The following is a 20,712-nucleotide window of genomic DNA, read 5'->3' as shown; positions in this document are numbered from 1 at the left end:
CCCGTAGCGCCGGCCTGTCGACCGCCGAGCCCGTCAGCCGCCGACAGGTCCGGTGGAACCGCGGACCACCAGCGAGACCGGCAGCGTCACCGTCGCACCTTCCTGCGCACCGGCATCGATGCCGCGCAACAACAACCGGGCGGCCTCGGCTCCGATCTCGCGCAGGGGCATGTGCACCGTCGTCAACGGCGGCCAGAAATCCTCCGCGAAGGGCATGTCGTTGAACCCGACCACCGACACGTCTTCCGGGCAGCGCAGACCTTCCGCCCGCAGTCTTCGGATCAGGCCGAGCGCCACGAGATCGTTCCCGGCGACCAACGCGGTGGGACACGCGCCCCGGCCCGCAAGAATCTGATCGGCGACGTCGAAACCGGCTTCGATGGTCAGGCCCGAGGCGTAGATGGTGCCGTGCTCGACACCCGCCTTCGTCGCTGCGGCTTCGAATGCCTCGGCGCGCGAGCGGGTGGTCGAGAAATTCAGAGGGCCGGCCGCATGGACGATGTGCCGATGCCCGAGATCGAGCAGATGGGCCAGCGCCAGGTCGATTCCGTGTGCATTGTCACCGGAGACCAACGGGAATCCGCCCAGTCCCGCCCCGCGGTTCACCAACACGACGGGCACGTCGGCCGCCGTCGCCTCGTCGACGACGGTGTGATCGTCGAGCCGCCCGGTCGCGAGGATGAAACCGTCGACCCTGCGCTGCAACAACGACTCGAGAACCGAGATCTCCACATCGTCATGGGAGTCGGTGTTGGCGATGAGCACGGTGTACCCCTGGGCCTGCAACACGTGTTCGATGCCGCGGATGATGGGCGGGAAGATCGGGTTCATCAGGTCGGGGATGATCACGCCGATCGTCATCGACCTGCTGGTGCGCAGTCCGCGTGCCATCGCGTTCGGAACGTAACCGAGTTGGCGCGCCGCGCGCTTGACACGCTTGAGTGTCTCGGCGTTGACCTGGTCCCGGGTCTGGGCGTTGAGCGCGCGCGACACGGTCGCCTTGTGGACCTCGGCCAGGCGTGCCACGTCATCGATCGTCACTCGCCGCGGCATGCTCGGAGCTCCCCTACCCTCCCTGGAGCCCGGGCTGATGGGCTCCGGAGTCAGATTACCGCCCGATGGCTGCGAACAAGCCGATGCGGTGCAATCGTTCGCAAGGCCTACCCGGCCCCGGAACCGTCAGGCGAGTTCGCGGGCCACGCTCGCCGCGTTCAGGTCGGCCAGGATGCGCCCTGACACCAGACCCCATGACATCGCCAGCGAGACACACGACGCGCGATTGCTCGCCCCGAGTTTGACGATCGCATTCTCGACGTGGTGACCGGCGGTGCGGGCGCTGATGAACAGGCGACCGGCGATCTGGTTGTTGGTCAGGCCGAGCACGGCCAGGGTCAGGGCGTCGAGTTCGCGAGGCGTGATGCCGAAGGGCAGTTCGGCTCTGCTGACCAGGATCACACCGCTGAGGCTGTCACCGCGATAGCGCGGCGAGGTGGAGATGTGGCGGGCGTGCAGCCAGGACGAGCCGTCGTGCCACCGTGTCGCGTCCGGCCGTAGGTGCGCGCCGAGCGCTTGGGTGGCCATCGCCATGTCCGACACCAGCGGGATGTCCAACGGGTTTTCGAACGCATCTCCGCGTCGCAACAGGTGCGTGCGTCCGGCGTCGTCGACGGCCCATGCCTGGGCGTCGGGTGAGAGTAGTTCGGCGACCATGCGGGGCCGCAGCGAGAAGTCCAGATGCTCGGCCATCTGCCGGCGCAGCGCGTTGATCTCCAGGACGTCGTCGTCGCTCGGATAGCGCGGGTCGTCGCAGTTGACGTGGATCGTGCCTGCGTAGCTGCCGTCGGCGGTGACCAGGCGCGCAGACAGACCTTCGTCGAATCCTGCGGGGGTGAACACGGACGTGACCGAGTACGTGCTGCGGTAGTCCGGGAAATCGCGCCAGCGCAGCGCGCCGAGGTCCCGGCTGCACATCGATTCGAACAGCGGGTCGTGGTCGATGAACCACGTGTTGAGGTGGGCGATCACCTCGTCGGGGTAATCGTGGTTGGCGATCGCGACGTGGTTGCGGGCGATCGGGTCCCACAGGCAGATCGCCGAAGCCGAGGAGGCGGCGCGCGAACCGAGCGCATCGAGCATCTCGTGCGCGCGCGTCTCGATGCTGGCGGTGCTGCCCAGCACGTCTCCGTAGGTGCCTGCCATCTCGCACATCATCAACAGCCGACGTTTCCGCAGTGTTTCGCTGCCGGGGCGGACACGCAAACACCGGCGGCAAATGGGAGATTCGTCCCATAGTCACCCGGGTCGTGCCGTTCCTACGCTGGCGGGCACCCAGGAACGACGGCACAGTGCGGTGCCCGAGCTGACGGCACGAAGCAGAAGGCGTACCTCACATGTTTGGTTCATCGATAGGTTCCACCGGCCGGTTCAGGCACCGAACTCTCGCGCTGGCGACAGCGGTGACGCTGCTGGCCGCCGGCTGCGGCAGCAGGGCGGGCGACGAGAACGCCGCCGCCGCACAGGCAGGCTGCGCCGACACCTCGGGCGAGACCGTGAAGGTCGGGGCGATCAACTCGCTGTCCGGTGGCCTGGCGGTCAGCGAGTCCGTGATCCGCGACGCGATCGTGCTGGCCGTCGAGCAGGTCAACGCCTCCGGCGGCGTGCTGGGCAAGCAGCTCGACCTGATCGGCGAGGACGGCGCATCGGAGCCGACCGTGTTCGCCGAGAAGGCGCAGAAACTGGTGCAATCCGACTGTGTCGCTGTGGTATTCGGCGGCTACACCTCGGCGAGCCGCAAAGCAATGCTGCCGGCGTTCGAGAACGCCAATGCGCTGCTCTACTACGGCCAGCAGTACGAGGGCCTGGAGAGCTCACCCAACATCTTCTACACCGGCGCGACCACCAACCAGCAGATCATCCCTGCGCTGGACTACCTCAAGCAGCAGGGAGTGAAGTCGCTGTACCTGGTCGGCAGCGACTACGTGTTCCCCAGGACGTCCAACGCGATCGTCAAGGCGTACGCGGAGGCCAACGGCATCGAGATCAAGGGCGAGGACTACACCCCACTTGGCAGCACCGACTTCTCGACGATCGTCAACAAGATCCGTGCCGCCGGCGCCGACGCGGTGTTCAACGTCGTGGTCGGCGACTCGTTGGTGGCGTTCTTCCGCGAGTACCGCGCCGCCGGGTTGACTGCGGAAGCGATGCCGGTGATGTCCATGTGCGTCGGAGAGGAGGAGGTCCGCAGCATCGGCCCCGACACACTCGTCGGCCAACTGTCGTCGTGGAACTACTACCAGACTCTGGATTCGCCGCAGAACACCCAGTTCGTCGCCGACTTCAAGACGAGGTTCGGAGCGGACCGCGTGACGTCCGACCCGATGGAATCGGCCTACACAGCGGTCATGCTGTGGAAGGCGAACGTCGAGAAGGCCAACTCTTTCGAGGTCGCCGACATCCAGGCGACTGCCGACGGCGTCACCGTCGACGCACCCGAGGGCACCGTCAGCATCGACGGCGAGAACCACCACGTCACCAAGACCGCGCGGATCGGCCGCGTCGCCGACGATGGGCTGATCTACCAGGTCTGGGCGTCGCCGGCACCGATCGAACCCGACCCCTACCTCGACGGCTATCCGTGGGCCGAGGGAATCACGGGCTGAAGACCATGCATCTCACGCCCAAAGACGAGGACCGACTGCTGCTGTTCCTGGCGGCAGAGCTCGCACGCAAGCACCGCTCCGCGGGGCTGGCACTGAGTTACGCCGAGGCCCGCGCCCTGATCGCCGACGAGGTGGTCGAAGCCGCTCGTGCCGGTGCGACGGTCGCCGAGGCCGCCGCACACGGTGCCACGGTGCTGACCGACGACGACGTGATGCCCGGCGTGACAACGCTACTGGGCTCGGTACAGGTCGAGGCGTTCTTCGCCGACGGCCAGAAACTGGTGACCGTGCACGAGGCGATCGGCCCCGGTGCCGGCGCGTCGAAGGAGCCGGCGGTCATCCCGGGCGAGATCCTGCCCTGCGACGGCGACGTGGAGCTCAACGCGGGCCGCAACGCCACGACCCTCACCGTCGAGAACACCGGCGATCGCCCCATCCAGGTCGGATCTCATTTCCACTTCTTCGAAGTCAACCGGGCCCTGCGTTTCGACCGGACCGCCGCCTTCGGCATGCGCCTGGACATCCCCTCCGGTACCGCGGTTCGCTTCGAACCCGGTGAAGCACAGGAGGTCTCGGTCACACGGTACGGCGGCGAACAGGTGGTCGTGGGGCAGAACGACGTCACCAACGGTTCGACGACGGGCGCACCCACCGCCGAGTTGGTGGGACGACTGCGCACGCAGGGCTTCCTGGATTCGGTTCGGGGGTCCTGACGTGGCGCATCGCATCTCCCGCAGGCATTACGCAGAACTGTACGGACCCACCACCGGGGACCGGGTCCGGTTGGCCGACACCGAACTACTCGCCAAGGTCGAGCATGACGCGACCGTCTACGGCGACGAATCGGTGTTCGGCGGGGGCAAGACCATGCGCGAGGGCATGGCGGTGCACGGCGACCTCACCAACGCCGGCGGCGCCTTGGACTTCGTCATCACCAACGTTCTCGTCATCGACGCTGTCCTGGGAATTCGCAAGGCCGACATCGGAATACGTGACGGTCGTATCGCGGCGGTGGGCAAGTCCGGGAATCCGCGCACGATGGACGGGGTTCACCCCGACCTCGTCATCGGCGCCGGCACCGACATCCGCGCCGGCGAGGGCATGATCGCCACGGCCGGCGGCATCGACGTGCACGTGCACTTCGACAGCGCAGGTCTGGTCGAGGAAGCCATCTCCAGCGGTATCACCACGATGATCGGCGGCGGTCTGGGCCCCGTCACGGTGGGCATCACCTCCTCGGGGCCGAACAACCTGGCACGGATGCTGCGCTCCGCCGAGGGATTCCCGATGAACTTCGGATTCATCGGCAACGGCAGCGCGTCGAGCACCCCCCCGTTGATCGAGCAGGGTCTGGCGGGGGCGATCGGCTTCAAGATCCACGAGGACTGGGGCGCCACCCCCGCGGCCATCCGCGCATCGCTGGACGCCGGCGACGAACTCGACCTGCAGGTGCAGATCCACACCGACACCCTCAACGAGTCCGGGTTCTTCGAGGACACGATGGCCGCGATCGGCGGCCGACCGATCCACACCTATCACGCCGAGGGCGCGGGCGGTGGCCATGCCCCCGACATCATGCGCGTGGTCGGCGAACCGTACTGCCTGCCCTCATCGACCAACCCGACGAATCCCTACACGCTCAACACGTTCGACGAACACCTCGACATGGTGATGGTGTGCCACCACCTCAACCCGCGGATCCCCGAGGACGTGGCATTCGCCGAGTCGAGAATCCGGCGCGAGACCATCGCCGCCGAGGACGTACTGCACGACCTGGGTGCGATCTCGGCGATGGGATCCGATTCCCAGGGGATGGGCCGCATCGGTGAGACCATCGCGCGGACCTGGCAACTGGCGTCGCACATGCGGGCCACCAGGGGCGCGCTGCCCGCCGACGAGGGCACCGGCGCCGACAACGCACGCATCCTGCGCTACGTCGCCAAGCTGACGATCAACCCCGCGAGGTTGTTCGGGATCGACCACGAGGTCGGATCTCTGGAGCCCGGCAAGCTGGCCGACATCGTGCTGTGGGAGCCGAAGTTCTTCGGTATCCGGCCCGAAGTGGTGTTCAAGGGCGGGTTCCCGGCGTGGTCGGTGATGGGTGAGGCCAATGCCTCGCTGATGACGTGCGAACCCCTGCGGTACCGCCCGCAGTGGGCGGCATTCGGCCGCACGCCGGCCGACGTGTCGGTCAACTTCGTGGCGGGCGCGGCGATCGAGGCGGGACTGGGTGACCGACTGGGTCTGGAAACCAGGTTGGTCGCCTGCCGCGGCTCGCGGGCGTTGACCAAGGCCGACCTGCTGCACAACGACTATCTGCCGAACATCACGATCGAACCCGACACCTACCGCGTCACCGTCGACGGCGAACCCTGTGTGAGCACTCCCATGAGCAGTGTGCCGCTCGGGCGGCGTTACACCCTCAAATAGCAAGGAGCACAACGTGGGTGAAGTGATACGCATCGGCATCGGCGGGCCGGTGGGCTCAGGCAAGACCCGGCTGGTCGAGCAGCTGGTGCCGGAGTTGACCCGCGCCGGACTGAGCGTCGCCGTGATCACCAACGACCTGGTTACCGACGAGGATGCCCAACGCGTGCGTCGCAGCGGGGTCATCGATCCCGAACGGGTGCTGGCGGTGGAGACCGGTGCGTGCCCGCACACCGCCATCCGCGAGGACCCGTCGGCGAATCTGGCCGCGGCACACCGGCTGGGCCGGCAGTTCGCCGACCTCGACGTGATCCTCATCGAGTCCGGCGGCGACAACTTGGCTGCCACGTTCACCTCCGACCTGGTGGACTACTGGATCTTCGTGATCGACACCGCCGCCGGCGACGACATCCCCCGCAAGAAGGGAATCGGCCTGCTGCAGGCGGATCTGTTGGTGGTCAACAAGATCGACCTCGCACCGCTGGTAGGCGCCGATTTGGACACGATGCGCCGCGACTGCGCTCTGGCCCGCCCCGTCAAACCGACGGTGTTCACCGACCTGCGGGCCGGGCACGGGCTGGCCGAGCTGACAGAGCAGCTACTGGACGGCGCGATGCTGGTGAGTCAGCGGTGACTGCGCCCCCGTCGATCGCGGCGGGTGAGCTCGGCATCAATGTCGTCGCCGATGCGTCAGGCCGCACCCGTGCCACGTCGCTGCGACAGTGTTATCCGCAGCGGGTGACCATGCCACTGCGCTGCGACCCCGACCATCCCGGCGCCGCCACCCTGTGTGTGCAGAGCCCCAGCGGCGGCGCCTTCTCCGACGACGACTTGCGCACCACCGTGCAGTGCGCCCCTGGGACCCACCTGCACTTGACCACGCAGGCCGCCACTCAGGTGTTCGCCGGCTCCGGGCCCGGCGCCCGGCACCGGCTCAGCTTCTCGGTGCGTGCCGGCGCCGTGCTCGAGTACTACCCGGGAACGGTGATCCCCCATGCGGATTCCACCTTCTGTCAACGACTCGATGTCGACGTCGCCCGCGGCGGGGTCTACCTCGGCTGGGAAGCCGTTGCGGCGGGCCGGATCGCCCACGGAGAACGGTTCGGCTATGAGTGCTACGACAGCGCCTTCGTCGTCCGCGTCGACGGTCGACCCGTCGGGCGCGACCGCCAGGTCATCCGACCGCGCACCGCAGACACCGGCGGGTGCCTGATCGAGGGCGACTACCTGGCGACGTTCGTCGCAGTGGCACCGGGTCGGACAGTCGACGGTCTTCTCGACGAGGTCCGACGGATCCTGACCGGACGCGACGATTGGCACGGCGGCGCCGGGCGCCTGCCCGCAGACACGGGCGTCTTCGTCAGACTGGGCGCCCGGCATGCGCCGGCGCTGCAGCGAGCCCGCCGATCACTGTTCGACGCAGCCCGCGCCGTGCTCCTGCCGGTCAACCAGAGTGCTGCAGAATCGAGTGATAAGTGAAAGTGCACAGCATCATCGGCCATATCGCCGAATCTCGATTCGCCGGCCGTCGTCGACACGTCGTCGACATCGGGTGGGGCGACGCCACGAAGCACCGGCAGGTCGTCACCACCGACTCCGGTCTCGAGGTGCGAATCACGCTGCCCCGCGGCACCTTTCTGCGCGACGGTGCCGTCATCTGCGACGACGGCACCGACGTGGTCGTCGTCCGGCGTCCCACCGAGCCGGCCATCACGGTGCGGTTCGACGACAACGGCGGTCCCGAGGGCGCCCGTCGGATGCTGCTGTTGGGGTATCTGCTGGGCAACCAGCACGCGCCCATCGACGTCGGGGCCGATGCGCTCGCCGCGCCGCTGTTCACCAGCGCGCAGGCGGCCCGACAGATGCTGACCGAACTCGGCGTGATCGGCGATGTCGGACCCGCCGTGATGGCCACAGACGGTTGGTCCCGAACGTCGGCGGAGACCCATGCCGGCCATCACCACTGATCCGGCCGTCGCACTGGCGCTGTGGATGCAATTGCACGACAGCGCGTTTCCGACGGGACGGATGGTCCACAGCCAGGGGCTCGAAGAATGGCTCGCCGAACGCCCCGACGCCGGACCCGACGAGATCGGGGCCGTCGTCACGGAGTATTTGGCGAACGGCTTCGCACCGTTGGACGCGAGCATCACCGCCGCGGCCTGGCGCTCCGCCCCCTCCCCGGTGGTGCTGCGCGAACTCGACGAGCTCACCGCGACCTACAAGCTGTTCGACAACGCCCGGACCGCATCGGAGTCGGCGGGCAGGCAGTTGGCCACCGCCGCGACCGAGATCGGGTTGATCGGGGACTGCGGCTATCTGGACGCGGTGCTCACCGGACAGACGCCGGGCCACAACGCCGTGGTGGAGGGCGCGTTGCAGGCACGTCTCGGGGTCACCCTGCACGTCGCGGTTCTGGGGTCGATGCGCTCGATGATGGCCTCGATGCTCAGCGCCGCCATCCGGCTTGGTCGCCTCGGTCCGCTGCACAGCCAGCGGATCCAGGCCCGCTGTGTCGACCAGGTCGTCGAACTCGCCCATGACGCGTGCCGCCGCGGCCTCGATGACCTGTGGAGCACCGCACCCACCCTCGAGGTCAGCGGGATGCGTCACGAGACCCGCACCGCCAGGTTGTTCGCGACCTGACAGGCCGCGGCTAGGCTTCGAGCCTGATGACGGTTCACAGGTTGCAGCCCTACGCGGTGACGATCTTCGCCGAGATGTCGGCGCTGGCGGCCCGGATCGGTGCCGTCAACCTCGGGCAGGGATTTCCCGACGAGGACGGCCCGCCGGCGATGCTCGAGGCGGCCCGGCAGGCGATCGCCGACGGGGTCAACCAGTATCCGCCAGGCCTGGGCATCCCGGCCCTCCGGCAGGCGATCGCCGACCAACGTCGTCGCCGTTACGGCACCGAGTACGACCCGGACACCGAGGTCCTGGTGACCGTCGGCGCCACCGAGGCCATCGCCGCGTCCGTGCTGGGGCTCGTCGAACCCGGTTCCGAGGTGCTGCTGATCGAACCGTTCTACGACTCATACTCCCCGGTGATCGCGATGGCCGGCTGTGTCCGGCGGGCGGTCCCGATGCGGCCCGCGGGGAACGGCTTCGCCATCGACATCGACGGGCTGCGCAGCGCCGTGACCGCCAAGACCAAGGCGATCATCGTCAACTCTCCGCACAATCCGACCGGCATGGTGGCCTCCGACGACGAGCTTCGGGCGTTGTCCGAACTCGCCGTCTCCGCCGATCTGCTGGTCATCGCCGACGAGGTCTACGAGCACCTGGTCTTCGACGGCAGACGCCATCTGCCGCTGGCCGACTATCCGGGGATGGCCGAGCGCACCATCACCATCTCCAGCGCGGCCAAGATGTTCAACGTCACCGGTTGGAAGATCGGTTGGGCGTGCGGACCGGCCGAACTCATCGCCGGGGTGCGGGCCGCCAAGCAATACCTCAGTTATGTCGGTGGCGCCCCGTTCCAGCCCGCGGTGGCTCAGGCCCTCGCGACGCAGGACGCGTGGGTGGGTGCGCTGCGTGATTCGCTGCAGTCGCGGCGTGACCGGTTGGGAGCGGCCCTGCTCGACATCGGGTTCGACGTGCACGACAGCGTCGGAACGTACTTCCTGTGCGCCGATCCCCGGCCACTCGGTTACGACGACAGCACCACGTTCTGCGCGGAGCTACCGGAGACGATCGGGGTGGCCGCCATCCCGATGTCGGCGTTCTGCGATCCCGCGGCCGAGCATGCGGGTCAATGGAATCACCTGGTGCGCTTCGCCTTCTGCAAACGCGACGACACCCTCGACGAGGCGATCCGGCGACTGCAGACGCTGTCGCGGCGACACTGACGCGCTACTGCGCGGCGGCCATCACACGCTCGCGCAGGTTCTCCAGTGCGACGTCGAGAACCATCTTCTTGGCGCGCTTGACCAGGAACGACGGATAGGGCGCAGCCAGGTCCAGAATCAGGTCGAACCGGACACGCGTCTTGTCCTCACCCACCGGCGTCAGGTTGTACTCGCCGTGTTGACCGCGCTGCTGCATTGTCTGCGCCGCGTCCCACACCACCCAGTCATCGCCCCAGTGGTACTCCAGGATCTCCCGGTCGGTGATCCCCATGATCTTGACCGTCGCCCTGACATGGTGGGGACGGCCGTCGGGATAACGGTCGAGCACCTCGGCGTCCTTGTGCAGGATCGACCACGACGCCACCGCCTCGATGTCGGCCAGTGCCTCCAGGATCGCCTCGGGCCCAGCCTCGATCACGACTTCACTCGACGCTCGGACCGCCATACCGGCAAATCTTAGCCATGCGAGCGGCCTCGTGTGGAGGTTTCAGCAGCTAACCTTCCTCACCACCCGATCAGGTCAACCGGGGTGGCGCTCCGCGGCGGGGCCGCCACCGGATCCGGCGGGGTCCTCGAGAAGCGGGGCGCCGGTGCCGCCTGATCGACACCGTCCCGCGTGACGATGGTTCCGCGGGCACGAAGGTGTTCACTGTGGGCTGCTTCGCTCCAGGTGAGGACCGGCGTGACGCAGGCGTCGGTGCCGGCGAAGATCTGCGTCCACTCGTCGCGGGTCTTCTCCGCGAACCGTTCCGCGAACAGCGCGTGCAGGGCCGGAAACGCCGACCGATCCCTCTGGGCCGGCAGCTCGTCGGCCGAGAGTCCGAGACCGGCGAGTAGCTGCGCGTAGAACTGGGGCTCGATCGCTCCGACGGCCATGTACCGCCCGTCAGCGGTCTGGTAGGTGCGGTAGAACGGCGCGCCACCGTCGAGGAGGAACGATTCCCTCTCGTCCTTCAGGCTCCCGACCGCCTTCATCGTCCACGCCATCTGGGCCAGCATGCTGACCCCGTCGACCATCGCGGCGTCGATCACCTGTCCCTGTCCGGACTGCTCGCGCTCGAACAGTGCGGCCATGATGCCCACCAGCAGCAGCATCGATCCACCGCCGAAGTCTGCCACCAGATTCAACGGCACCACCGGCGGCCTGTCGCGGTATCCGATGGCCGACAGCGCTCCGGTCTGCGACAGGTAGTTGATGTCGTGACCGGCAGAGGTTGCCAGGGGACCGTGCTGGCCCCATCCGGTGATCCGGGCGAAGATGAGCCGCGAATTGACTGCCTCGCAGTCCTGCGGCCCGATCCCGAGTCGCTCGCAGGTTCCGGGCCGGAATCCGTCGATCAGCACGTCGGCTTTCGCCACCAGATCGAGTAGCACCTGTCGATCCGACTTCAGATCGAGGTCGACGACCCGTTTGCCGCGGTGCATGAGATCGACGTCCTCTCGGGGCATCTCGAGACCGCCGCCGGGGCGGCGTACCCGGACCACGTCGGCACCCAGATCGGCCAGCACCATGCCGGCATGCGGTCCCGGGCCGATTCCGCCGAGTTCGATGACTCTGACGCCGATCAGGGGGCCCGTGTTGATCACCGTTGCAACGTAACTCAGAACCACGTTTGCTCAGCGGGCGGGAAGCCCCAGACCCATCACGTGGATCGACCCCGCCGAGATCGATTCCGGCGTTCGTCGTCGATCGGGGGCATATTCTTGCCGGCAGGGGCAATCGAACCCGGAATCGGCGGTGCTCGGATGACGGCAGGCGTGGTGTGCCGATCATGTGGCACAGCGCTTCGTGGCAACGCCAACTACTGCGACGAATGCGGCGCTCCGACTGCTCTTTACGTCGATGCGGCGACCTACAAGCAGGTGACGGTGCTGTTCGCCGACGTGGTGCGGTCGATGGACATCGCGGCCGCTGTGGAACTGGAGCGACTACGCGAGATCATGACCACGCTGGTGGAACGGTCGGCGGCCGTCGTGCAGCACTACGGCGGGACCGTGGAGTCCACCGGAGACGGGGTGATGGCGTTGTTCGGCGCACCGATTGCTCTGGAAGATCATGCTTTTCGCGGTTGTCTCAGTGCGCTGGCCATCCAGGTTGAGGCGCGCCGGTTGGCCGAGGACGTGCAGCGTCGTGACGGGGTGGCGCTGCAACTGCGGGTGGGGCTCAACTCGGGCCGCGTGATCGCCGGTGAGTTGGGCTCGGGACTGCTGGGGTATGCCGCGATCGGCGAGACGGTCGGGTTGGCGCAGCGGATGGAGTCAGTGGCCCCGCCCGGTGGGGTGATGCTCTCGCAGTCCACCGCGCGCCTGGTCGAGGACATCGCCGTGCTCGGCGAACCCGAGTGGGTGCACATCAAAGGGTCCGAAGAACCGGTGCGAGCACACACGCTGGTGGGCATCAGCCCGCGGGAGGGCCTGGTCGGGCACACCGAGGCAAGCCTGGTGGGACGGCGTTGGGAGATGGCCGCGCTCGACGCCCTTGTCGATCACACGATCAGTGGCCGCGGCGGTGTGGTGAATGTCGTGGGACCGCCGGGTATCGGCAAGAGCCGCGCGGCCCGGGAGACCGCAATGCTCGCGGCGAGTCGCGGTGTCGAGGTGCACTGGGCATTCTGCGAGTCCCATGCCAGCGACATCCCCTTTCAGGTGGTGGCGCGACTGCTGCGCTCGAGCACCGGTATCGCCGACCTCGACCATGGTGCCGCCAGGGTTCGCCTCCGAGGCGAATTCCCTGAAGCCGACCACGAGGACCTGCTGCTGCTCGACGATCTGTTGGGCGTCGCCGATGCCGATGTGCCGCTGCCCGCCATCGACCCGGACGCCCGGCGGCGCAGGCTGACCACACTGATCAACACCGCATCGATGGCGCGCACCGAACCCGCACTGTTCATCGTCGAGGACGCGCACTGGATCGACCCGGTCAGCGAGTCGATGCTGGCCGACTTCCTGTCCGTCATTCTGCGTACCCCGTCGATGGTGCTGATCACCGCCCGCCCCGAGTACGAGGGAGCGCTCACCCGGGTGTCCGGCGCGCAGACGATTGCGCTTGCGCCACTGGCAGATTCGGATACCGGGGCGCTACTGGGCGAGCTGCTGGGATCGGATCCCTCGATCGGCGAGCTCGCGGCGATCATCACCGAGAGGGCCGCCGGTAACCCGTTCTTCGTGGAGGAGATGGTCCGTGAGCTCGAACAGCGCGGGGCGCTCACGGGTGAACGCGGCGGGTATGTCTGCCGGGCGGATCTTTCCGAACTGACTGTGCCGGCGACGGTGCAGGCGGCCATCGCGGCGCGCATCGACCGGCTGGCCGCCCCGGCACGGCGGACATTGAATGCCGCCTCGGTGATCGGAGCCCGCTTCGGGGCCGAGCTGCTCACCGCCCTTCAGATCGATCCGGTTCTCGACGAGTTGCTCAGTACCGAGTTGATCGATCAGGTGCGGTTCACCCCGAGTCCCGAGTACGCCTTCCACCACCCGTTGATCCGCGCGGCGGCCTACGAATCACAGTTGAGATCCGACCGCGCCGAGTTGCACCGGCGTCTGGCCGCCGCGATCCAGGAGTCCGATGCGGGGTCGGTGGAGGAGAACGCGGCGCTGATCGCCGAACATCTGGAGTCGGCCGGCGAGCTGCGCGAGGCGTACGGCTGGCGCATGCGTGCCGGCGCGTGGTCAACCGAACGCGACCTCCGCGCCGCGCGATTCAGCTGGGAACGGGCGTACCGCATCGCCGACACACTGCCCGACAGCGACCCCGACCGGCTGGCGATGCAGATCGCACCTCGCACGATGCTGTGTGGGACCGCATTTCGAGTCCACAAGAATGTGGCCGGCGCACACTTCGAGGAGTTACGCGAACTGTGCACCGCCGCAGGGGATAACGCGTCATTGGCGATCGCCACGGCCGGATTGATCATGGATCACACCTATCACGCGCGTATCCGGGACGCGTCGCGGGTGGCCTCGGACGCCATGGCGCTGGTCGAGGCGGTCGGCGATCCGGACCTGACGGTGGGACTGTCCGTTCCGATGATCTACGCCAAGATCGAGAGCGCCGAGTGGTCTGACGTGTTGGGGTGGTCGCAGACCGTCATCGACCTTGCCGACGATGACCCCTCCAAAGGCAACGTCCTTTTCGGGTCGCCTCTGTCCGTCGCAATGACGTCGCGGGGCATGGCCCGGTGGTTCATGGGTCGTCCCGGATGGCGAGACGACCAACGCCACGGCCTCGCGATGGCCCTCGCGGCCGACCCCCTGTCGCTCGCTGCAGCCCTGCCCTACATCTACTTTCTGGGGATCCCGTACGGTGTGCTGCGCCCCGATGATTCTGCGGTGCGCGAGATCGAGAATGCACTGCGAATTGCCGAGAGATCCAGCGATGACCTGGTACTGGCCAACGCCCGGATGACACTGGGAATCGCTCTGGTGCACCGCGACACGATCGCGGAGCGCGACCACGGACGGTGTCTTCTGGCCGAAGTCGGCGAGATCTTTGTCAAGGGGGAACACAACCTGGCCGACCTACCCATCGTCGAGGTCTACGTCGCGCGAGAGCAGGCTCGCAGCGGAGAACGCGATGCGGCGATCCCTTTGATGAGCGACGCCGTCGATCATCTGTACCGCGAGAAACGGCTTCCCGTATGGGCGGTCGTAGCCACGGGTGTGCTGGTGGAGACCCTGCTCGCGCAGGGCACCGAACGTGAAGTCGCCGAAGCGGAGTCCGCCATCGCGCGGTTGACAGAGGCGGATGTCGGTGAGGGCCTGGTCGTGCGGGACATCTGGGTGCTGCGACTGCAGACTCTGCTGGCGCGGGCGCGCGGCGATGTCGGTGCGTATGCGCGTCTGCGGGATCGTTATCTCGCAACCGCGACGTCGCTCGGTTTCGAAGGACATATCGACTGGGCCGAGACGATGATCGAGAATCACGACTGGAATCACAACCTGCGCATCTCCCGGGACATCGCCGCCTGCTCCAAGAACTCGGTGCGCCGTGGCGGATAGTGACGGGGCTCTCGCACTTCAGCCGCGGGCGCCCTCCGGAACATCGCCTGGATGGCGGCGATCAGCCCACGGGTGGCCTTGGTACGAGGCATCGACACTGCGGCGGCTGTGCTGAAAAGGACTTCCTGCTCGGTGATGACCACTGCCGGACGGCTCGGCGCCGCCGTCGCCTGCTCAGTGCGCGTGGCGCTCTTCTTCGGTTCTGCGGCTGCCGCAATCAACTCGGACACGACGTGTCCTCTCTGCCCTGGCGTTTGTGACTCGTCAATCGTCGGTCGGCAAGCCTGCGGGGAGCTCAGTAGTGCGCTACTGCAGTCTTGGATCCCCGGCTCCGTACCACTGAGTCGCCCCCCGGCGCAGCGGTCGATCGTCTCGCCGTACTAGTCGGACCGCTTGCGCCGTTGCAGCAGAGCTGCCAGTTCCTCACGACTCGTGGTGCCCGTTTTCGACATGGCGCGGAAGATATGGCTTTCGACGGTACGCACCGACAGGGTCAACCGCTCGGCAATACCGCGGTTCAACAGTCCTTCACCGATCAGCAGTGCGATCTCCACCTCGCGCTCGGTCAGCGGCAGCGGTTCGCGGGCCTGCCGGAGTACCCACGTACTGAGGCCACCGCATGCGTCCGCAAGAGCGTCGGCTCGTGTCGCGGCACTCAACGCCGATCCCCGTTTGCCTTGACGGCGATACGCGAGGGCCGCGTGGGCGAGGGCATCCACAGCCGCCACCCGGTCACCTGCGGCCTCGAAATCCTCTGATAAGGAGGATAATTCGGCGCCATCACCGTCACGCAGAGCGACAGCGAACCGCACGGCGAGTTCCACCCGCGGACCTTCCACCATCGACGTGAGCTCGCGGAGTCGAGGTCCACACGTTCGATCGCCGAACTGGGTGGCGGTCTGCAGGCAGAGCACCTCAGCGGCGAATCGTCCTACACTCCTGGCGCTTTCCGCTGCCTCCCCAGCGAACTTGATCGCCTCGCTCACTGCGCCCTGGCCCGCCGACACCCAGGCCTTAGCCAGGCTCAACTCGTCGTCCAGCGAACGAAAGGTACGTTGCACCTTCGCGATATCGGCCAGCCCGGCCGCCGCCTCGTCTGTCAGGCCACGCATCGCGAGTGCGGTCGTCCGCGGAATGCTGTAGCGGTATCCCCACCCGATGGGATAGGACGCCGACAGGCTCTCGGCCGCCCGGTCGAGCAGCGTGGATGCGGTGCGTAGGTCGCCGGCCCCGAGCGCCGCTCGACCCGCCACGGCAACGCCGAGTGCTTGTGCGGCCCCGGGGAGGTCGGCCGACTGCCGCCGGGTGCGCTCTGCCACATCGAGCGCATCGGCGATGTTGCCGGCCAACAGCAGCGCAGTGACTTCGGCATCGGCGATGTTGAACCTCATGTGCGGCGCGTCGAGGGATCGACTGGCGACCTCGTATCCCGATTCCGCGACGGCCAGAGCCTCACCGGTGCGCCCTGCATCCGCGAGTATCTGCGCGAGCACCCACGCGATCTCGGCGCCGACGACCGGCAGATCCTCGAGTGCGAGTTCCCGTGACACCTGAACCGCTGCTTCGGGTTGATCCAGCGCAAACCAGTACACCGTCAGAAAAGCGTCGATGTAGGTCCGAGCATCAGCAGGCGCGTGGCGCGCTGCCTCGTCGATGAGTTCCTTCGCGCGCCGAGGGTCACCCAGGGCCCACATCGTGTTGCTGCACCGCCAGAATGCCAGTCGGGCGCGGTCGTGGTCGGACAACCCTTCGACAGGGATCTCGGCAAGCACCGCATCGGCCTCTGCGCCCCGCCCCAGCCAGGACAGCGCATGCGCACGGACGAAGGTCGGTTCCTGTCCCGCTCCGGCGCGAATCGCCGCTTCCGCCAGTCGCTCTGCCAGCGCCAGATCCGCAAGCCAGACAGCCCCGTTCGCGGCGCGGACGAGCAACTCCGGATCGGGTTCGAGGTCGGACTCCAGACTCAGGCTGGCGCGGCGCACCACGACCCGGATGTCGTCGCGGTCACTGGATGCCGCAAGCTCGGACGCCACCAGCCCCCGCAGTCGTCGCAGCCGGGTACGTGCCGCGCGGTTGCGGCGTATCTCGCCGTAGAGCGGATGGGCCACGCGCGCCTCGATGCCGCCGCCGGCAGGGGTGAGTGTGATGAGCCCACGGGTTTCGGCCTGCTCGATCGCGTCGGCGTCGGTGAGCCTCGTCAACGTCGCGAGGTCAATCGGTTCCCCGACGGCAAGCAGGTCGATCACATCGCTGACCACAGGGGGCAGCGAGCCGATCCGCGACTCGATCAGTTCCACCAGTCCGGGCGGCACCATCGGATCGCCCACCCAACGCCAACAGCCGCGTTCGTCGACGATCCGGCGGTCGGCGATCTCCTGTTCGACGATGTTGCGCAGATACAGAACATTGCCGCCGGTGAGCTTCCACAATCGCTGAGACGCATCCGAATCCACTGATCCCGACAGCGCCGCGGACAGCAGCGAGGTGGTGTCGGCCTGGGACAGCGGGCGGAGATCGAGTCGGACGAAATCGCCGACCTTCCGCATCTCGTGCACTGCGGCGGGAATCGGTTCATCCGCGCGGACGGTGACGACCAGCTTCGCCAAACCCTGCTGCACGATCTGATGCACGACGAAGATCGACAGTTCGTCGAGAAGATGGATGTCGTCGACCCCTACAACCACCTTGGCACCCGGACGCGCGGCGGTCAGTGACTCGATCACGCCCCGCAGCAACTGCACGGTGTCGGTGGCGTCCGATGGCGCCCAACTGGTGAACGCACCGAGCGGAATCGCCCGCGCCGAGGATGTGCCGACCGTCCATCGGGTTTCCCACCCCGCCGACGCCGCGGCCGACAGCGCTTCCCGGGTGGTGCGGCTCTTCCCCACACCCTCTGCTCCGCAGACGAGCACGCCGGAGACGTCCGGAGCCGCAAGGGCAGCTTCGATGGTTCGCGTTTCCTCTGAGCGGCCAATTAACGGCCACGACAACCGCACCCAGGGAAGCCTAGGAGTCTCGACCGCGGTTTGCGCGGTTTACGGCGACTTCGCGCCTACCGCGATGCCTTGATCACTGCTGCAAAACCTTGTGGACCTGCTTCTTCAGGCCTTCGGTCGCGGTCTCGACCCCGCCCTTCATCGTCCGCTTGAGGATGAAGCCCGGCATCGGCACGGACAGGTCGATGGCGATGTCGAACTTCACCCGCGTCTTGTCACCCTCCGGCGTGAGTGTGTAACCGGCGTCTTGGGCCTTGAGCTGACCGGCGGAGATCAATGTCCACGTGACCTTGTCGTCCGCCCAGGTGTATTCGATGACCTGCTCGTCGGTCAGCCCTGCGGCCTTGACCGTCATCTTGACCCTCTTGGGCCTGCCGTTGTCGAAACTCTCGAGGATCTCGGCCTTCTGGTACTGGGGCGACCAGGACGGGGTCGCCTCGACGTCGGCGATGACGTCGAGAATCTGCTGCGGTGTTGCCTCGATCACGACCTCGCGGGAGTCCTTGGTTGCCATGGCGCGACGATAGACCACGCGGCGGGCCGTTCGGATCGAGATGAGCGGACTGCCCGGGGTGGGTAGGCTCGCCGTCGTGAGCGCCGCGGTTGATCCGACAGTTGCCCCGAGCGGTACCGGTTGCGTCGAATGCGATGCGGCCGGTGGCTGGTGGGTGCATCTGCGCCGCTGCGCCGCGTGCGGCCACATCGGCTGCTGCGACGACTCCCCGTCCCGGCACGCGTCGGCGCACTGGCGCCAATCCGGCCACCCGGTCATCAGGTCGTTCGAGCCGGGCGAGGACTGGTTCTGGAATTTCGAGACCGACGACTACTACGACGGCCCGGAACTCGCTGCGCCGCAGAGCCGCCCCGCCGACGAAACGGCGCCGGGTCCGCGCGGCCGGGTCCCGGCCGACTGGGTGGAGCAACTGCAGGCTCGCGGCCACTGAGTCAACCGGTCGCCGACGGGGTAGTACTCACCGGTGAACAAAGACAAGCCGAACACCACAGAGTCCGACGCGGGTTCGGACGAAGCCGACAAAGATGTGCTCAGCGATCCGTCCAAGGGGGCTGAGGAAGGGGCCGACTGGTCCGACGAGGGTGGCGCCACTCCCAGCGGGCCGGCGACCTGACAGTCAGTCGCGGTCGGCGAGCACCTGCTGCGCAGCGTTGTAGCCGGGGATGAAGGTGATGCCGGGGCCGCCGTGGCATCCCGCACTCGCCAGATACAGGCCGTCGATCGGAACCGGTTGATCGACATAGCCTTTCGGCCCGGGACGATTCCGACCCATCTGCTCGGGATGGATCAGCCCATGGCAGTAGTCACCGCCCGGTGCCCCGAACATCGTTCCCATGTGCTTGGGCGTGAACGTCGTATGGCGCAGGATCAGGCTCTCGAAATCGGGGGCCAGTCTGGTGATCTTCTCGATGACCCGGCGCCCCATCTCGGCCTTCATGTCCCCATAACTCGAGTCGCCCGACTCGATCGGGAACCACAGGGAGAACGCCGAGACCGCATGTTTGCCCGGCGGTGCCAGGCCGGGGTCGTTGGCCGACGGTATCTGCAGTGCGATGGCGGGGTCGGCGGGAACGATGCCGCGCCCCGAGTCCTCCCACTGCCGCTGCAGTTCCTCAGGTGTGGAGAAGATGCCGATCGCCGACTGGTAGTCCGGATCGTTGAGCACCTGGTAGGGCTCAGCGAAAGTCGGCGGCCCGTCGAGGGCAAAGTGCATCTGCAGGTAGCTGCCGCGATGATCGATGCGCGAGAAGCGTTCTCGGATGTCGGGCGGCATCGCAGCGGGGTCGATCAGCCCGTTCACGGTCAGATCCGGTGCGACGCCGGAGACGACAACAGGTGCTCGCAGCGTCGTCCCGTCCTCCAGACGCACTCCGGCGACCCGACCGTCGGCGACCACGATCTCGTCGACCTTGCTGCGCAGCCTCAGTTCCCCGCCGGCCGCGCCGAACATCTGCAGCAGGTGCTCGGTCACCGCGCCCATCCCGCCGCGGAACTTCTTGATCAGCGTCGCGTTCTCATCGGGCACTGCGAGCCCGAAGGCCAGCGCGGCGGCACTGCCCGGAGTCGCAGGCCCCCGGTAGGTGGTGTTGACGGCCAGGAAGGCCAGCATGCCGCGGAGCGCGCCGTGCTTCTCCCGGTCCGGCAGATACCGGTCCAGCACATCGGTCACCGACCCGAACAGCATGTCGCTGATCGCCTGGCGCTCGAATTCATTGGTGGCACAGGCATACATCTCGTCGAGGGACTTCGGCGGCTGGGCCGCATCGAAGCGACCGAGCGCCCTCGTCGGTGCCTGGCACCAGGCCATCAGACCCGCCATGCCGTTGACGGCCTCCGCGCCGTGCACCTCGTTGAGATGGGTCAGCAGCTTCATCGGGTCGGTGTAGTAGATGACGGGATCGTCGCCGACACCCCGCAACTGCACCGACATGACCTCGAGATCGACGGTGGGTAGGCCGTCCAGTCCCAGCGCCTCACTGACCACTGCCGAGGTGGGCACCTGCACCGAGCCGGCGATCTCGAATCTGAAGCCGTCGAAGAGTTCGACAGTGGAGGCCATCCCGCCCGGGTAGAGCTTGGAATCCAGACACAGAGTGCGTAGCCCGGCCTGCCGCATCAGTGCCGCAGCGGTCAGTCCGTTGTGTCCCGCTCCCACGACGATGGCGTCGAAGTCCGTCATCGGCTGAGGCTGACACGACACCCAGGTTTTGTCAATATTGACGAAACTTTTGGGGTGCCGGAATTGCGTTCCATCAGCCCGAGGTCGAGAA

The 20,712-nt window shown here is 67.2% G+C and carries 19 protein-coding genes; 11 read left to right on the top strand and 8 right to left on the bottom strand.

The features are described 5' to 3' along the window. Window positions 1-33: 33 nt before the first annotated feature. Window positions 34-1,053, bottom strand: coding sequence for a LacI family DNA-binding transcriptional regulator (locus ABDC78_RS21570; protein WP_178361884.1), 1,020 nt, complete (start codon window positions 1,051-1,053; stop codon window positions 34-36). Between the two features lie 126 nt (window positions 1,054-1,179). Continuing rightward, complete coding sequence (locus ABDC78_RS21565) at window positions 1,180-2,199, bottom strand: helix-turn-helix transcriptional regulator (RefSeq protein WP_178361883.1); 1,020 nt, start codon at window positions 2,197-2,199, stop codon at window positions 1,180-1,182. A gap of 191 nt (window positions 2,200-2,390) precedes the next feature. On the opposite strand from ABDC78_RS21565, the gene urtA reads away from it, so the two are divergent. From urtA to ABDC78_RS21525, 8 genes are read left to right on the top strand one after another with little or no spacing between them, the layout of a single operon-like run. After that, complete coding sequence (gene urtA, locus ABDC78_RS21560) at window positions 2,391-3,659, top strand: urea ABC transporter substrate-binding protein (protein WP_178361882.1); 1,269 nt, start codon at window positions 2,391-2,393, stop codon at window positions 3,657-3,659. Between the two features lie 5 nt (window positions 3,660-3,664). After that, on the top strand, window positions 3,665-4,372 hold the full coding sequence (locus tag ABDC78_RS21555; RefSeq protein ID WP_178361881.1) for an urease subunit beta: 708 nt from the start codon (window positions 3,665-3,667) through the stop codon (window positions 4,370-4,372). Between the two features lies 1 nt (window position 4,373). After that, window positions 4,374-6,089 (top strand): urease subunit alpha, encoded by a 1,716-nt coding sequence (ureC, locus tag ABDC78_RS21550; RefSeq protein WP_178361880.1) that lies wholly within the window; start codon window positions 4,374-4,376, stop codon window positions 6,087-6,089. 13 nt (window positions 6,090-6,102) lie between these two features. Continuing rightward, window positions 6,103-6,720, top strand: a complete 618-nt coding sequence (gene ureG, locus ABDC78_RS21545; RefSeq protein WP_178361879.1) for an urease accessory protein UreG — start codon at window positions 6,103-6,105, stop codon at window positions 6,718-6,720. Then, entirely contained in the window at window positions 6,717-7,565 is an 849-nt protein-coding gene (locus ABDC78_RS21540) for an urease accessory protein UreD (RefSeq protein WP_178361878.1), read from the top strand. The genes ureG and ABDC78_RS21540 overlap by 4 nt, the downstream gene beginning before the upstream one ends. Beyond that, the gene (locus tag ABDC78_RS21535; RefSeq protein ID WP_178361877.1) at window positions 7,562-8,053 is read left to right on the top strand and encodes an urease accessory protein UreE; all 492 of its coding nucleotides are present in this window, start codon (window positions 7,562-7,564) and stop codon (window positions 8,051-8,053) included. Before ABDC78_RS21540 ends, ABDC78_RS21535 begins: the two co-directional genes overlap by 4 nt. Then, window positions 8,034-8,732, top strand: coding sequence for an urease accessory UreF family protein (locus tag ABDC78_RS21530; RefSeq protein ID WP_178361876.1), 699 nt, complete (start codon window positions 8,034-8,036; stop codon window positions 8,730-8,732). The genes ABDC78_RS21535 and ABDC78_RS21530 overlap by 20 nt, the downstream gene beginning before the upstream one ends. 26 nt (window positions 8,733-8,758) lie before the next feature. Next, window positions 8,759-9,934, top strand: a complete 1,176-nt coding sequence (locus ABDC78_RS21525; protein WP_178361875.1) for a pyridoxal phosphate-dependent aminotransferase — start codon at window positions 8,759-8,761, stop codon at window positions 9,932-9,934. A 4-nt stretch (window positions 9,935-9,938) separates the two neighbouring features. Here ABDC78_RS21525 and ABDC78_RS21520 read toward each other — a convergent pair whose 3' ends face one another. Continuing rightward, the gene (locus tag ABDC78_RS21520; RefSeq protein ID WP_178361874.1) at window positions 9,939-10,379 is read right to left on the bottom strand and encodes an SRPBCC family protein; all 441 of its coding nucleotides are present in this window, start codon (window positions 10,377-10,379) and stop codon (window positions 9,939-9,941) included. Window positions 10,380-10,438: 59 nt separating this feature from the next. Next, complete coding sequence (locus tag ABDC78_RS21515) at window positions 10,439-11,521, bottom strand: CaiB/BaiF CoA-transferase family protein (protein ID WP_178361873.1); 1,083 nt, start codon at window positions 11,519-11,521, stop codon at window positions 10,439-10,441. 159 nt (window positions 11,522-11,680) lie between these two features. On the opposite strand from ABDC78_RS21515, the gene ABDC78_RS21510 reads away from it, so the two are divergent. Then, window positions 11,681-14,932, top strand: a complete 3,252-nt coding sequence (locus ABDC78_RS21510) for an adenylate/guanylate cyclase domain-containing protein (protein WP_178361872.1) — start codon at window positions 11,681-11,683, stop codon at window positions 14,930-14,932. On the opposite strand, the gene ABDC78_RS21505 is transcribed toward ABDC78_RS21510, so the two are convergent. The 3 genes from ABDC78_RS21505 to ABDC78_RS21495 all read right to left on the bottom strand — a co-directional run bounded on the left by ABDC78_RS21505 (window position 14,866) and on the right by ABDC78_RS21495 (window position 18,442). Continuing rightward, a complete protein-coding gene (locus ABDC78_RS21505) occupies window positions 14,866-15,162 on the bottom strand; it encodes a hypothetical protein (protein ID WP_178361871.1) in 297 nt (98 codons plus the stop codon). The genes ABDC78_RS21510 and ABDC78_RS21505 overlap by 67 nt on opposite strands. A gap of 150 nt (window positions 15,163-15,312) precedes the next feature. Beyond that, window positions 15,313-17,928, bottom strand: a complete 2,616-nt coding sequence (locus tag ABDC78_RS21500; RefSeq protein WP_178361870.1) for a LuxR family transcriptional regulator — start codon at window positions 17,926-17,928, stop codon at window positions 15,313-15,315. Window positions 17,929-18,001: 73 nt separating this feature from the next. After that, a complete protein-coding gene (locus ABDC78_RS21495; RefSeq protein ID WP_178361869.1) occupies window positions 18,002-18,442 on the bottom strand; it encodes an SRPBCC family protein in 441 nt (146 codons plus the stop codon). 76 nt (window positions 18,443-18,518) lie between these two features. Here ABDC78_RS21495 and ABDC78_RS21490 point away from each other — a divergent pair, with 76 nt between their 5' ends. Together ABDC78_RS21490 and ABDC78_RS21485 are read left to right on the top strand one after the other, a co-directional pair. Beyond that, complete coding sequence (locus tag ABDC78_RS21490; RefSeq protein ID WP_347133187.1) at window positions 18,519-18,872, top strand: UBP-type zinc finger domain-containing protein; 354 nt, start codon at window positions 18,519-18,521, stop codon at window positions 18,870-18,872. 33 nt (window positions 18,873-18,905) lie between these two features. Then, window positions 18,906-19,055, top strand: a complete 150-nt coding sequence (locus tag ABDC78_RS21485; RefSeq protein ID WP_178361867.1) for a hypothetical protein — start codon at window positions 18,906-18,908, stop codon at window positions 19,053-19,055. 3 nt (window positions 19,056-19,058) lie between these two features. On the opposite strand, the gene ABDC78_RS21480 is transcribed toward ABDC78_RS21485, so the two are convergent. Then, window positions 19,059-20,621: an NAD(P)/FAD-dependent oxidoreductase gene (locus ABDC78_RS21480; RefSeq protein ID WP_178361866.1), complete on the bottom strand. Its 1,563-nt coding sequence runs from the start codon at window positions 20,619-20,621 to the stop codon at window positions 19,059-19,061. Between the last annotated feature and the right edge of the window lie 91 nt (window positions 20,622-20,712).

This window comes from Mycobacterium sp. DL (assembly GCF_039729195.1).
Classification (GTDB): domain Bacteria; phylum Actinomycetota; class Actinomycetes; order Mycobacteriales; family Mycobacteriaceae; genus Mycobacterium; species Mycobacterium hippocampi_A.
The sequence above is the reverse complement of the archived record's forward strand: the minus strand, read 5'-3'. Positions and strand labels throughout refer to the sequence as shown.

Coding starts and splice junctions, on each gene's coding strand:
- ABDC78_RS21570 (WP_178361884.1), bottom strand. CDS start 1,053: ATGCCGCGGCGAGTGACGATCGATGACGTGGCACGCCTGGCCGAGGTC.
- ABDC78_RS21565 (WP_178361883.1), bottom strand. CDS start 2,199: ATGGCAGGCACCTACGGAGACGTGCTGGGCAGCACCGCCAGCATCGAG.
- urtA (WP_178361882.1), top strand. CDS start 2,391: ATGTTTGGTTCATCGATAGGTTCCACCGGCCGGTTCAGGCACCGAACT.
- ABDC78_RS21555 (WP_178361881.1), top strand. CDS start 3,665: ATGCATCTCACGCCCAAAGACGAGGACCGACTGCTGCTGTTCCTGGCG.
- ABDC78_RS21530 (WP_178361876.1), top strand. CDS start 8,034: ATGCCGGCCATCACCACTGATCCGGCCGTCGCACTGGCGCTGTGGATG.
- ABDC78_RS21525 (WP_178361875.1), top strand. CDS start 8,759: ATGACGGTTCACAGGTTGCAGCCCTACGCGGTGACGATCTTCGCCGAG.
- ABDC78_RS21520 (WP_178361874.1), bottom strand. CDS start 10,379: ATGGCGGTCCGAGCGTCGAGTGAAGTCGTGATCGAGGCTGGGCCCGAG.
- ABDC78_RS21510 (WP_178361872.1), top strand. CDS start 11,681: ATGACGGCAGGCGTGGTGTGCCGATCATGTGGCACAGCGCTTCGTGGC.
- ABDC78_RS21495 (WP_178361869.1), bottom strand. CDS start 18,442: ATGGCAACCAAGGACTCCCGCGAGGTCGTGATCGAGGCAACACCGCAG.
- ABDC78_RS21480 (WP_178361866.1), bottom strand. CDS start 20,621: ATGACGGACTTCGACGCCATCGTCGTGGGAGCGGGACACAACGGACTG.